13 protein-coding genes and 1 other annotated feature are annotated in these 13,924 nt (G+C 38.7%); all 13 genes read left to right on the top strand.

Going from position 1 to position 13,924, the window contains the following annotated elements; translation table 11 throughout:
• The first annotated feature begins 227 nt into the window (after nt 1–227).
• The 13 genes from ACFSY7_RS09245 (at nt 228) to ACFSY7_RS09185 (ending at nt 13,886) form a co-directional block, all read left to right on the top strand.
• Nucleotides 228–701 carry a CtsR family transcriptional regulator gene (locus ACFSY7_RS09245; protein WP_380147661.1) on the top strand — a complete coding sequence of 158 codons (474 nt, stop codon included), beginning with the start codon at nt 228–230 and terminating at the stop codon, nt 699–701.
• Between the two features lie 12 nt (nt 702–713).
• Entirely contained in the window at nt 714–1,253 is a 540-nt protein-coding gene (locus ACFSY7_RS09240) for a UvrB/UvrC motif-containing protein (protein ID WP_126991995.1), read from the top strand.
• Nucleotides 1,246–2,343, top strand: coding sequence for a protein arginine kinase (locus tag ACFSY7_RS09235; protein WP_126991994.1), 1,098 nt, complete (start codon nt 1,246–1,248; stop codon nt 2,341–2,343). Before ACFSY7_RS09240 ends, ACFSY7_RS09235 begins: the two co-directional genes overlap by 8 nt.
• Nucleotides 2,333–4,789, top strand: coding sequence for an ATP-dependent Clp protease ATP-binding subunit (locus ACFSY7_RS09230; RefSeq protein WP_380147660.1), 2,457 nt, complete (start codon nt 2,333–2,335; stop codon nt 4,787–4,789). The genes ACFSY7_RS09235 and ACFSY7_RS09230 overlap by 11 nt, the downstream gene beginning before the upstream one ends.
• A gap of 87 nt (nt 4,790–4,876) precedes the next feature.
• Nucleotides 4,877–6,253 (top strand): DNA repair protein RadA, encoded by a 1,377-nt coding sequence (gene radA, locus ACFSY7_RS09225; RefSeq protein ID WP_126991992.1) that lies wholly within the window; start codon nt 4,877–4,879, stop codon nt 6,251–6,253.
• A gap of 92 nt (nt 6,254–6,345) precedes the next feature.
• A complete protein-coding gene (locus tag ACFSY7_RS09220; protein WP_126991991.1) occupies nt 6,346–7,425 on the top strand; it encodes a PIN/TRAM domain-containing protein in 1,080 nt (359 codons plus the stop codon).
• A gap of 79 nt (nt 7,426–7,504) precedes the next feature.
• Nucleotides 7,505–8,191 carry a 2-C-methyl-D-erythritol 4-phosphate cytidylyltransferase gene (gene ispD / locus ACFSY7_RS09215; protein WP_126991990.1) on the top strand — a complete coding sequence of 229 codons (687 nt, stop codon included), beginning with the start codon at nt 7,505–7,507 and terminating at the stop codon, nt 8,189–8,191.
• 4 nt (nt 8,192–8,195) lie between these two features.
• A complete protein-coding gene (ispF, locus tag ACFSY7_RS09210; RefSeq protein ID WP_380147659.1) occupies nt 8,196–8,672 on the top strand; it encodes a 2-C-methyl-D-erythritol 2,4-cyclodiphosphate synthase in 477 nt (158 codons plus the stop codon).
• An 80-nt stretch (nt 8,673–8,752) separates the two neighbouring features.
• Entirely contained in the window at nt 8,753–10,213 is a 1,461-nt protein-coding gene (gene gltX / locus ACFSY7_RS09205) for a glutamate--tRNA ligase (protein WP_380147658.1), read from the top strand.
• 100 nt (nt 10,214–10,313) lie between these two features.
• Nucleotides 10,314–10,526 (top strand) — a binding site (T-box leader).
• 124 nt (nt 10,527–10,650) lie between these two features.
• Nucleotides 10,651–12,051, top strand: coding sequence for a cysteine--tRNA ligase (gene cysS, locus ACFSY7_RS09200; RefSeq protein ID WP_380147657.1), 1,401 nt, complete (start codon nt 10,651–10,653; stop codon nt 12,049–12,051).
• Nucleotides 12,052–12,056: 5 nt separating this feature from the next.
• The gene (locus tag ACFSY7_RS09195) at nt 12,057–12,476 is read left to right on the top strand and encodes a Mini-ribonuclease 3 (protein WP_126991986.1); all 420 of its coding nucleotides are present in this window, start codon (nt 12,057–12,059) and stop codon (nt 12,474–12,476) included.
• A gap of 140 nt (nt 12,477–12,616) precedes the next feature.
• Nucleotides 12,617–13,342, top strand: a complete 726-nt coding sequence (gene rlmB / locus ACFSY7_RS09190; protein ID WP_380147664.1) for a 23S rRNA (guanosine(2251)-2'-O)-methyltransferase RlmB — start codon at nt 12,617–12,619, stop codon at nt 13,340–13,342.
• Nucleotides 13,343–13,355: 13 nt separating this feature from the next.
• Nucleotides 13,356–13,886 (top strand): NYN domain-containing protein, encoded by a 531-nt coding sequence (locus ACFSY7_RS09185; RefSeq protein WP_126991984.1) that lies wholly within the window; start codon nt 13,356–13,358, stop codon nt 13,884–13,886.
• Nucleotides 13,887–13,924 lie beyond the last annotated feature (38 nt).

The raw sequence follows: 13,924 nt of genomic DNA, 5'->3' as shown, positions 1-13,924 counted from the left end.
CCCCTGTTGATTTTGGTGTAGGAACTTTAATTATACAGGCTCATATTGAATGGGTCTTTTTTTATTTATTTTGAGTGGTGCACTTAATATTACAATTCGTCATATCGAAATGAGAGAATAGGTTTTACACATTTTATGAGCCAAATATTTGTAATCGAATTTTGAATTGAATATAATATAGTCAAAGATAGTCAAAGTCAGTAAGGCAAGCGAGGTGAGGACAGCAAATGAGAAATATTTCCGACATTATTGAAGGATATTTGAAGGAAGTTATTGAATTAGAAGGAAATGGCTTAATTGAAATTAAACGTAGTGAGATCGCTGATAAATTTCAATGTGTACCATCGCAAATTAACTATGTTATTAATACCAGATTTACTGAGGAACGTGGGTATCAGGTACAAAGTAAACGTGGAGGCGGAGGGTATATTCGTATCGTTCGCGTTCAAATAACTTCGAGTGCTGATTTGATTGATGAAACCATTCAACAACTAGGGATTTCTGCACCACAACAAGTTGCAGAAGATATCATTTTCCGTCTTATTAATGAAGAAGTTATTTCAAAAAGAGAAGCGAAAATGATGTTGGCGGCTGTCGATCGACAAATATTAGCGCTCAACTTGCCATTACGTGATGAAGTACGCGCACGAATCTTACGCGCGATGCTAATGACATTAAAATACGATATTCCTAAGAGATAAGAGGTGTGTGAAGTGATCTGCGAAAATTGTAAGCAAAGACCTGCAACAATAACCTTAACGCAAGTGAAAAATGGTCAGCAAATCACAAAACATTATTGCGAGATTTGTAGCCAACAATTACATCAGCATGATCATTCTCAGAATGAACATGTACCATTGCAACAGCTTTTTGCAGACTGGTTTGGTATTCCTACATGGTCAGCAAATGCACCGAAAAGCCAGCAACAGGAGGAGCATTTAATTTGTCCGAATTGTGGTATGACATACAAGCAATTTCTACATGATGGTAAATTCAATTGTCCAACATGTTACGATGCATTTCGCGATGAACTTCCACAAGTGATGAAGCGTCTTCATAATGGGGCAACACGACACGTTGGAAAAATGCCTGGTGCAGTCAATGCAACCTATAAATTAAAGCAAGAAATTGAAGGGTTGCGTAATGACATGAAGAAGGCTGTAGAAGAGGAGCGTTTTGAAGACGCTGCTACACTACGCGACCAGGCAAGAAAGCTTGAAAAAGAATTGCATGGCGGTGATTTGAATGGATAAAAAAGATACTTTTTTTAATGCGACTGATGTGAGATGGATGGCGGGCGATGTAGAACATGGCGATATTGTTATGAGTACCCGAATTCGTCTAGCTCGTAATTTGAAAGATTACCGCTTTCCCCGAGCTTTTTCAGAAGATGAAGCATTTAAATTGGATCAAACCATTTCAAATGTGTTGCTTGATGCAGAAACACTTGATCAGCACTTCACGCATATTGATATCGCAACGACGCCGATTCTTCAAAAGAAGGTGCTCGTCGAAAAACATTTAATTAGCCCACAGTTAGCGCATAAAGACCGTTCTGCATCTGTTGTTATTTCAGATGATGAATCAGTGAGTGTTATGATTAATGAAGAAGATCATTTGCGTATTCAATGTATTGAGCCGGGACTAGATTTAGAAAAAGCCTATTTCAATGCCGATACACTTGATCGTTATTTAGAAGAGTATGTCCCGTATGCATTTGATGAAGAGTTTGGTTACTTAACAAGCTGTCCAACAAATACAGGAACGGGTATGCGTGCTTCGGTTATGATGCATTTACCAGCGTTAACAATGACTGATCAAATGGAACAAATTATTAGTATGATGCCTCGGCTTGGTATGGTCGTTCGTGGGATTTATGGCGAAGGAACAGAAGCTGTAGGTAATTATTATCAAATCTCAAATCAAGTAACACTAGGTAAATCAGAAGAAGAGATTTTGACAGACTTACAATCATTAGCAGAACAAATCGTACAACGAGAAACAGAGTCTAGAAAAGCCCTATTAGATCATGCGGAGACCATTATGAATGACCGAGTAAATCGTTCATTAGGAACATTACATTATGCCCGTATTTTAACGTCTGATGAAGCGGCAAATTGTTTATCTAACGTGCGATTGGGTATAGATTTAGGACTAATTGAAAACATTCCTACAAAGGTTTTAAATAAATGTATGTTGGTTATTCAACCAGGTTTTTTACAACAATACGTTGGCACTACATTAAAGCCAAATGAAAGAGATGTTTATCGTGCCACATTATTACGAGAGATATTAAATAATGTGAGACAGCGTGAAAAAGGAGACGATTCATATGATGTTTAACCACTTTACTCAGCGAGCTCAAAAGGTTCTACAATTAGCACAAGAGGAAGCAATTCGCATGAAACATGATGCGATCGGCACAGAACATATTCTACTTGGCCTTATTCGTGAAGGCGGCGGCATTGCAGCAAAAGCATTAGAAGCAATTGAAGTGACGCCTGAAGTAATTGAAGAAGGTATTGAAAAACTTGTAGGTGTCGGTACTAAAGATGTGGGTCCAGTCGTTCACTATACGCCACGTGCGAAAAAAGTGATCGAATTATCCGTCGATGAATCGCGTAAATTAGGTCACACATATATCGGTACAGAGCATATTTTATTAGCACTAATTCGTGAAGGTGAAGGTGTTGCAGCACGCGTATTAAACAATGCGGGTGTTAGCTTAAATAAAGCCCGTCAACAAGTGCTACAACTACTTGGTAATCATGATACAAATGCAGGTAGCAATGCTTCAGCTGCACCGACAGCAAATACACCTACATTAGATAGCTTAGCGCGTGATTTAACTCAAATCGCACGTGAAGGTAGCTTAGATCCAGTGATTGGACGTAGTAAAGAAATTACGCGTGTCATTGAAGTGTTATCACGTCGTACAAAAAATAACCCTGTCTTGATTGGTGAACCAGGTGTTGGTAAAACAGCGATTGCTGAAGGACTAGCACAACAAATTATTCACAATGAAGTACCAGAAATTTTACGCGACAAACGTGTTATGACTCTAGATATGGGTACAGTTGTAGCGGGTACAAAATACCGTGGTGAGTTTGAGGACCGTTTGAAAAAAGTAATGGATGAAATTCGCCAAGCTGGCAATGTCATCTTATTTATTGATGAGTTACACACATTAATTGGCGCTGGTGGTGCAGAGGGTGCAATTGATGCATCGAATATTTTAAAACCATCATTAGCTCGTGGAGAACTACAATGTATCGGTGCCACAACACTTGATGAATACCGTAAATATATTGAAAAAGATGCAGCACTTGAACGTCGTTTCCAACCGATTCAAGTTGATGAGCCTACTCCCGAAGAAGCTGTATTAATTATCCGTGGTCTGCGCGATCGTTATGAAGCGCATCACCGTGTGAAAATTACCGATGAAGCAGTAGAAGCAGCAGTTCAATTAAGTAATCGCTACATTTCAGACCGCTTCCTTCCAGATAAAGCAATTGACTTAATGGATGAAGCCGGTTCAAAAGTACGCTTACGTTCGTATACAACACCGCCTAATTTAAAAGAACTTGAACAAAAATTAGAGAGTGTAAAAGCTGAGAAAAATGCAGCAGTTCAAAGCCAAGAGTTTGAAAAAGCGGCGAACCTACGTGACTCTGAGCAAAAATTAAAAGATGAGTTAGAAGCAACGAAAAAAGAATGGAAAGAAAAACAAGGTCGTTCTGAATCAGAAGTAACAGTGAATGACATCGCCGAAGTTGTTGCAATGTGGACAGGTATTCCAGTAGCGAAAATCGCTCAAGAAGAATCTGAGAAATTGTTGAACTTAGAAGAAGAATTACACAAACGTGTAGTAGGGCAAAGTGAAGCGGTAAAAGCAATTTCTCGTGCTATCCGTCGTGCCCGTGCTGGATTAAAAGATCCAAAACGTCCAATCGGTTCATTTATCTTCCTTGGTCCAACAGGTGTTGGTAAAACAGAGCTTGGTCGTGCACTAGCAGAAGTTATGTTTGGTGATGAAGATTCGATGATTCGTATCGATATGTCTGAGTACATGGAGAAACATTCGACTTCACGTCTTGTTGGTTCACCTCCAGGTTATGTAGGTTACGATGAAGGTGGTCAATTGACTGAAAAAGTTCGTCGTAAACCTTACTCAGTTGTGTTACTAGATGAAATTGAAAAAGCGCATCCAGATGTGTTCAACATCTTGTTACAAGTTTTAGATGATGGTCGCTTAACAGATTCAAAAGGTCGCGTTGTTGATTTCCGTAACACAGTTGTCATCATGACATCAAATATTGGTGCAGAAGCATTGAAATATCGTAAGTCAGTTGGCTTTGGTGCCCAAGAAACAGCGAAAACAGAAGAAACTGCAAAAGGCGTTATGTTAGAAGAGCTGAAAAAAGCATTCCGCCCAGAATTTCTAAATCGTATTGATGAAACAATTGTCTTCCATGCACTTAAGAAAGAAGAGCTTGCAGAAATTGTTGGGAAAATGGCTGAACAGCTTACAAAACGTCTTGCGGAGCAACATATTGAGCTTGAATTAACACCGGCTGCACTAGATAAAATTGCAGAGGAAGGCTATGACCCAGAATACGGGGCACGACCTATCCGAAGAGCACTACAAAAACATGTTGAAGACCGCTTGTCAGAAGAGATTTTGAAAGGTGAAGTATTAACAGGTCAAGTTATTGTGTTCGATGTTGATGCAGACGGAAAATTTATCGTTTCAACAAAAGAACCAGCCCCAGTAACTACTGAGAAATAATAAATTTAAAAATGGGAACGTCTGTACTACTAAGGCGTTCCTTTTTTGTTTTATAATAAACGTATAATCGTTTTACGGGAGGGTATTATGGCAAAGAAGAAATCAAAATTTGTTTGTAATGAATGTGGCTATGAAACAGCTAAGTGGATGGGGCGTTGTCCAGGCTGTGGTCAGTGGAATACGATGGTAGAGGAAGTAGAAGTTGTTGCGAAAGGCCCGCGTGGAGCATTTAAGCATTCCGAAATTGTGTCAGCTAAAGCAACACCCATTATTTCAGTAGAAACACAGGAAGAGCAGCGTGTTCCAACAGAATTAACTGAGTTTAACCGTGTGTTAGGTGGCGGTATTGTACCAGGCTCTCTTATTTTAATTGGTGGGGACCCGGGCATCGGGAAATCTACATTACTGCTACAAGTATCGGCATTATTATCGAATAAAAATCATCGGGTGCTTTATGTGTCAGGTGAAGAATCGATTCGCCAAACAAAATTACGTGCAGAGCGTTTAGGTGTTCAGTCACCAGAACTTTATATTTATGCTGAAACAAATCTTGAAATGATTAGTGAGACAATCGAGCAGACACAACCGAAGTTTGTCATTATTGACTCTATTCAAACGGTACATCACCCAGAAGTAACGTCAGCACCAGGTAGTGTATCACAGGTTCGAGAATGTACAGGGGAATTAATGCGTATTGCAAAAACAAAAAATATTGCCATCTTCTTAGTGGGACATGTAACGAAAGAGGGACAAATCGCGGGTCCACGTATTTTAGAGCATATGGTTGATACCGTACTGTACTTTGAAGGAGAGCGTCATCATAACCATCGTATTTTACGTAGCCAAAAAAACCGCTTCGGCTCAACGAATGAGATCGCGATTTTTGAAATGGTTCATGGAGGGCTAAAAGAAGTCTTAAATCCATCTGAAATGTTCCTTGAAGAACGTTCGCAAGGAGCACCGGGGTCAACAATTGTTGCATCGATGGAAGGAACTCGCCCAATTCTTGTAGAAATTCAAGCGCTTGTATCACCATCAAGTTTTAATTATCCAAAACGTATGGCGACAGGGTTAGATCAAAACCGTGTGTCATTATTAATGGCTGTTCTAGAAAAAAGGATGGGGTTTATGTTACAGGCACAAGATGCATTTATTAAAGTGGCTGGTGGTGTGAAGTTAGATGAGCCAGCTATTGATTTAGCTGTACTTGTTAGTATTGTTTCAAGTTTTAAAGATTTATCAGCTAATCCAACCGATTGTTTTGCAGGTGAAGTAGGGTTAACAGGTGAGGTACGTCGTGTTACACGTATCGAACAGCGTGTGAATGAAGCTGCTAAACTAGGGTTTAAACGTATCTTTATCCCAACTTCAAATATCGGAGGCTGGGATTTTCCAGCAGGAATCGAAGTCATTGGTGTTGAGCGTGTTGACCAAGCTTTAAAACAAGCATTCCGTGAACTGTAGTGCTAATTATTTCATTCTCGTTACAACAGGGCTGAATGAAGCGTAATTTAGGAATAATCTGTATAATAGTCAATTAAAGGGGAGGTGCATGTATGTTAAAACGAATTATTCAAGTCGTATTCCTGTTGATTGGAGGAACACTAGGGTTAGTCCTGTTACCGCCTTTATACAAGCTCATTCATTTATCCAATAATCCATGGATTAATAACCCATATGTTTCTGTTTTAATAGGTGCGATTATTTTGTTTATTGTATCGTTCTTTATTGCAGACTATTTTGTAAAGTTTATTCGTTGGCTTGAGGAGAAATTATTAAAGGAGCCTAGTGGTGATTTACTATTTGGTACACTAGGTTTAATTATTGGGTTAATCGTTGCGTATCTTGTTGGTTTTGCGCTAGACAGCATTCGTATTCCAATAGTAACAACAGTATTACCGATTCTTTTATCAATTGTGCTCGGCTATTTAGGGTTTCAGGTTGGTTTTAAACGCCGTGAAGAATTAATGAGTGTATTTACATCACGTTCATCGAAGAAAAAAAGCGAGGATAGCAAAGAGGAATCTCTAGTATCGCCAGCCTCTTACAAATTATTAGATACAAGTGTCATTATTGATGGTCGTATCGCTGATATTTGTCGTACAGGCTTTGTTGAGGGGACACTTGTTATTCCACAGTTTGTCCTAACCGAGCTACAGCATATAGCAGATTCTTCGGATACTTTAAAGCGAACAAAGGGACGTCGAGGTCTTGATATTTTAAAATCACTTCAAGACGATCCATTAACGACAGTGCTTTTAACAGAAGTTGATTTTGACGATGTACCAGAAGTTGATTTGAAATTAGTACGCCTTGCGAAGAAAATGGGCGGTGCGCAAATTGTGACAAATGATTTTAACTTGAATAAAGTGTGTGAACTCCACAATGTTCAAGTATTAAATATTAACGAGTTAGCAAATGCTGTGAAACCAGTTGTTATTCCTGGCGAAGAAATGCATGTCGTCGTCATCAAAGAAGGGAAAGAACATCATCAAGGTGTTGCTTACCTAGATGATGGTACGATGATTGTCGTCGAGGATGGGAAATCGTATATCGGGGATGCGATTACTGTTATTGTAACAAGTGTGCTTCAAACATCTGCTGGTCGTATGATTTTTGCAAAACCGAAAAAATAATTGATAATGGTTGAAGCTATGCGCTTCAGCCATTTTTTTAATACAATAAAGCTAATGGAACGGTGAGGGAGTGTAATAAATGGTATATGATGTTATTTTACCGGCAGCTGGTAGTGGTAAACGAATGGGTGCTGGAAAAAACAAATTATTTCTGGAGTTGAAAGAAAAACCTATTTTAATTCATACATTAGAGGTATTTGAGAAAGATGAATGGTGTCGCGGTATCTATTTAGCAGTGAAAGATAGCGAGCGCGAGTTTATTCAAAATTTACTTAAGCACTACCACATTACAAAAGTAAAAGCGATGCCAACCGGAGGAGCTGAGCGCCAATATAGTGTGCAGTCATGTATGAAAGCTATCGGAAATGGTGACATCGTACTTGTTCATGATGCGGCACGTCCATTTATTTTAGAACCAACTATTCATAAATTGGTAGAAGCGGCACAACAAAAAGGTGCAGCAATCGCAGGTGTACGTGCAAAGGATACAATGAAACGTGTTGAAGAGGGGATTATTCAAGAAACAGTCGACCGTTCAACGTTGTGGATGATTCAAACACCACAAGCATTTCGTTTTGAATTATTACAATACGCAGAAAATCATGCTGAGCAAGATGGATTTTTAGGAACAGATGAATCAATGCTTGTTGAGCGTGAGGGCGAATTTGTATATATGGTTGAGAGTAGCTATGAAAATGTTAAAATAACAACAAAAGAAGATTTGGTTTTTGGTGAAGCAATCTTAAACCAACGTATTGGAGGATAATTATATGTTTCGTGTAGGACAAGGTTTTGATGTACATGAGTTTGCAGAAGGACGCCCATTAATCATTGGCGGTATTGAGGTGCCAAGTGACAAAGGTTTACTAGGTCATTCAGATGCAGATGTATTATTACACACAGTAACAGATGCAGCATTAGGTGCGATTGGTGAGTGGGATATTGGTCATCATTTCCCTGATACAGATCCAGAATGGGAAGGTGCAGATTCTGCAAAACTCCTGTCATTCATTTGGGATAAGGTTGAAGCAAAAGGATATACGCTAGGAAATGTTGATTGCACGATTATGGCACAAGCACCAAAAATGGCACCATACATTGAGCAAATGCGCAATCGTATCGCAGAACTTTTACATGCAGAGCCTTCACAAGTAAATGTAAAAGCGACAACTACAGAGAAATTAGGCTTTGTAGGACGTAAAGAAGGAATCGCTGCAATGGCAACAATTCTTCTAATTAAAAAGTAAGGCCGCTTTAAATTTCATATCACGAGTGGTAAAATTAAAAAAGTTGAATTTTTTCTCGACAAAATAGGAGGATTTTAATCATGACTAAAAAAGTTCGTGTACGTTATGCCCCAAGTCCAACTGGACATTTACACATTGGTGGCGCTCGTACAGCACTATTCAATTACTTATACGCAAAACATTACGACGGAGATTTTATCTTCCGTATTGAAGATACAGATATCGCTCGTAACATTGAAGGTGGCGAAGAATCACAACTTCATAACTTAGCTTGGATGGGGATTGAGCCTGTTGAATCACCTGCAATCGGTGGTCCATACGCTCCTTACCGTCAAATGGAACGTTTAGACACATACAAAGATGCTGCTCAAAAATTAATCGATATGGGCATGGCTTACAAATGTTTCTGTACTTCAGAAGAATTAGAAGCAGAACGCGAAGCGCAACGTGAAGCAGGCGTAGCGGCGCCAATGTACAAAGGTACTTGCCGTCATTTAACTGCTGAACAAGTTGCAGAAAAAGAAGCAGCAGGCGCACCTTACACAATCCGCTTCAAAGTTCCTGAAAACGAAACATATGTAGTAGATGATTTAATTCGTGGTGAAGTTACGTTCGAATCTAAAGATCTTGGTGACTGGGTAATCGTTAAAGCAAACGGCATCCCAACTTACAACTTCGCGGTAGTATTAGATGACCACCTAATGGAAATGTCACACGTATTCCGTGGTGAAGAACATTTATCTAACACTCCAAAACAATTAATGGTATATAAAGCATTTGGCTGGGAAGCTCCTCGCTTCGGTCATATGACTCTAATCATTAACGAAAATCACAAAAAATTATCAAAACGTGATGAATCAATTATCCAATTTATCTCTCAATATAAAGACCTTGGTTACTTACCAGCTGCAATGATTAACTTCCTTGCGTTACTTGGATGGTCTCCAGAAGGCGAAGAAGAAATTTTCTCTATGGACGAATTAATCGAGCAATTTGATGAAAAACGTTTAACAAAATCTCCTTCTATGTATGACATGACAAAATTAAAATGGATGAACAACCAATACATGAAAAAATTAACTCATGAAGAAGTTGTAGCACTTTGCCTTCCATTCTTACAAAAAGCAGGTCGTGTTGCTGAAAATCCAACAGCTGAAGAAGCTGAATGGGCAGATAAATTAATCGGTCTTTACCATGAACAAATGAGCTTCGGTGCTGAAATCGTTGAGCTTTCTGAAATGTTCTTCCAAGATCACGTTGAATTAAACGACGAAGAAAAAGAAGTATTAGCTGGCGAACAAGTTCCTGAAGTGCTTGCAACATTTAAAAAGTATCTTCTTGAATTAGAAGAATTTGAAGCTCCAGCAATTAAAAAAGCGATCAAAGCTGTTCAAAAAGAAACAGGTCATAAAGGTAAAAACCTATTCATGCCAATCCGCGTAGCAACTACTGGCGAAATGCACGGTCCAGAACTTGCAGATGCAATTGAAATCTTAGGTAAAGATACAGTTGTAAAACGTTTAGACGCACAACTAGGCTAATCGTTTTAAATAAAAAGAAGGGATGTCGTATTAGACGACTCCCTCTTTTTTTGTTTTAGTTTTCAAAATTGAGGTTTCATTGTACAATAAATCTATCCAGTTCAAAACGTTGAAGAGGAAAAGTATGCGTTGTATGCTCTAAAGAGAGAGTCACCACTGGCTGAGAGTGACTTGAGTTGAGACATCGCAGAAATGCACCTCTGAGTGTTATGTTGAAATGTTAGTAGGCATGACCGGTTCGTCACCGTTAATAGACTACGAGTGGGAAAGTTTTTTCCAATCAGAGTGGAACCGCGCATACAGCGTCTCTGTCTATTTAGTAGATAGGGACGCTTTTTTTCGTGATTATGTTTTAATCGTAAGGGAATGAGAACAATACGATTATCGCTGGATCAACGTATAGAAACGATGTTTATTTAAAGGAGAGATGATCGCTCATGGCTATTCAAATTTTTAACTCATTAACTCGTGAAAAAGAAAACTTTGTGCCGATTGAAGAAGGAAAGGTACGCATGTATGTCTGCGGACCAACTGTTTATAACTACATTCACATTGGGAATGCACGTCCGGTAATCGTTTACGATACAGTACGTCGCTATTTAACTTACCGTGGATTTAAGGTTGATTATGTATCTAACTTCACAGATGTAGATGATAAAATTATTAAAGCAGCAAATGAACTAGGTGAGGAAGTACCGGAACTAACAGAACGTTTTATTAATGCGTACTTTGAAGACATTACAGCGTTAGGTTGCCAAAAAGCTGATTCGCATCCTCGTGTTACAGAACATATGGATGCTATTATTAACTTTATTGCTGTACTAGTAGAAAAAGGCTTTGCTTATGAATCACAAGGTGATGTCTATTACCGTACACGTAAATTTAAAGGCTACGGTAAATTATCTCATCAATCAGTAGATGATTTAAAAATTGGTGCTCGTATTGAAACAGGTGAGAAAAAAGAAGATGCACTTGATTTCGCATTATGGAAAGCTGCAAAACCAGGCGAGATTTTCTGGGAAAGCCCATGGGGAGAAGGTCGCCCGGGGTGGCATATTGAATGTTCTGTTATGGTTCATGAACATTTTGGTGATACAATCGATATTCATGCGGGTGGACAAGATTTAACTTTCCCACATCATGAAAATGAAATTGCACAATCAGAAGCATATACAGAGAAACAATTTGCAAACTATTGGATGCATAATGGTTATATTAATATCGATAATGAAAAAATGTCAAAATCACTTGGTAACTTCATTCTTGTACATGATATTATTCAACAAATCGATCCACAAGTGTTACGTTTCTTCATGCTTTCTGTTCATTATCGTCACCCAATCAACTTTGCACAAGATTTAGTAGAAGCTGCACAAAATGGACTGGATCGTCTACGGACATCTCGTAAAAATTTAGTGCACCGTTTAGAAAGCACAGCAAATTTAGCAGAGAAAAATGAAGCGATATTTGAAACAATTGAAGCAGAACGTCAAAACTTTACATCAGCAATGGATGATGATTTTAATACAGCCAATGCTATCGCAACATTATTTGCATTATCAACAGCCGTAAATAAATATTTAAACGAAGATAATACAAACGAAGAAACGCTTAAAGCTTTAATCAATGTATTAGATGAGTTAGCAGGCGTATTGGGTATTATTTTAAATGTTAAAGAAGAATTATTAGACGAAGAAATTGATGCATTGATTGCGGAACGTCAACAAGCACGTAAAGATCGCAATTTCGCACGTTCTGATGAAATTCGTGACCAATTAAAAGATATGAATATTATCTTAGAAGATACACGCCAAGGCGTACGATGGAAACGAGGTTAAGAGAAGTGGGAGAACTTCGAGATGCAGATGTTAAACAAATAAATGCACTAGCTTTAGCTTATATGGGAGATGCGGTTTTAGAAATCGCTATTCGTGAGCACTTATTACGCTCAGGTCGTGTGAAGCCAAAAGTGTTGCACCGTGAAGCAACGCATTATGTTTCTGCAAAAGCACAAGCAATGGTCGTTCTTAAAATGAAGGCTGAAAACTATTTTACGGAAGAGGAGCTTGCGGTGCTACGCCGTGGCCGCAATGCAAAATCTGGTTCCGTGCCAAAAAATACAGATGTACAAACTTACAACTATAGCTCCGCTTTTGAAGCAGTTATTGGTTATTTATATTTACTAGGTCAACAAGAACGCGTAGACAGTATTATTCAGTATGCAATCGACACAGTCGAAGAAAAAAATGAGGTGTCAAAATAATGAAATATGAACGAGATTATAAAAATGGCCGCAAACAGGACCGCGACGGACGTAGATATGACCGTGACCGCCGTCCTGCGCGTGAACAAAAAACAGAAAATGTACTAGAAGTAGAACAAGAAGGAGATCATTCAAAAGAAATGATTGCTGGTAAAAACCCCGTCTTGGAAGCACTTCGTTCAACACGCGATATCAATAAAATTTGGATTGCTGAAGGCGTTAAAAAGAACGGTATTAAAGAACTTTTAGATATGGCGAGTGAACGTCGTATTGTTGTTCAATTCGTACCGAAGCAAAAAATTGATAACTTATCTTCCGAAAATCATCAAGGTGTTGTTGCGTCAGTTGCAGCATATAACTATGCAGAATTAGATGATATATTCAAAATTGCTGAAGAGCGTGGCGAAGACCCGTTCATCATGATTTTAGATGAATTAGAAGACCCACATAACTTAGGTTCAATTATGCGTACAGCTGATGCAGTTGGAGCACACGGTATTATTATTCCGAAACGTCGTTCTGTATCATTAACTGCTGTTGTTGCAAAATCTTCAACAGGTGCAATTGAATACATTCCAACGGTACGTGTTAATAACTTATCGCAAACAGTTGATGAGTTAAAAGAACGAGGCGTTTGGATTGCGGGTACAGATGCGAAAGGTTCACAAGATTACCGTCGCATGGATGCTACATTACCATTAGCTGTTATTATTGGCAGTGAAGGTAAAGGTATGAGCCGTATTCTAAAAGAAAAATGTGATTTCCTTTATAATTTACCGATGGTTGGCCATGTTACATCTTTAAATGCATCTGTAGCGGCATCGCTTTTGATGTATGAAGTGTACCGTAAACGTCACGAACTATAAGTGAGGGATGCTTATGAAGGACATTTTGATCGTAGATGGCTATAACATGATTGGTGACTGGGGCGAATTGAAACAGTTAAAAGATAAGCATCAACTAATTGACGCACGCGATCGATTAATTGAGCTATTAGCTGAATATCAAGCGTATTCACAATATAAGATTATTGTTGTGTTTGATGCGTATCAAGTCCCAGGCGTTGCTACAAAAGAAAAACAACATGATGTAGAAATCATTTATACACGTGTAAAAGAAACAGCAGATGAGTGTATTGAAGCGTTGACGATGGATAAAATCCAAAAATATGGTCGCTTAACACGCATTACTGTTGCAACTTCAGATATGGCAGAGCAAAGTGTTATTTTTGGGAATGGGGCACTACGCATGCCGGCTTCTGAATTGTTTACAGCAGTTCGGGAATCACAGCGGCAAATTACGCAAACAGTTAATAAAGACTATGCGCGTCAACGAAAGTTTTCAAATCGAGTTCAATTAGATGCTGAAACACAAAGTAAGCTAGAAAATATGCGTCGTGGCTTGAAATAGACGGACATTAATAGTTGGGGTGATTTTGTGATAACAAG

The sequence above is a fragment of the Kurthia populi genome (assembly GCF_042686175.1).
Taxonomy (GTDB): Bacteria; Bacillota; Bacilli; order Bacillales_A; family Planococcaceae; genus Kurthia; species Kurthia populi.
The sequence above is the reverse complement of the archived record's forward strand: the minus strand, read 5'-3'. Positions and strand labels throughout refer to the sequence as shown.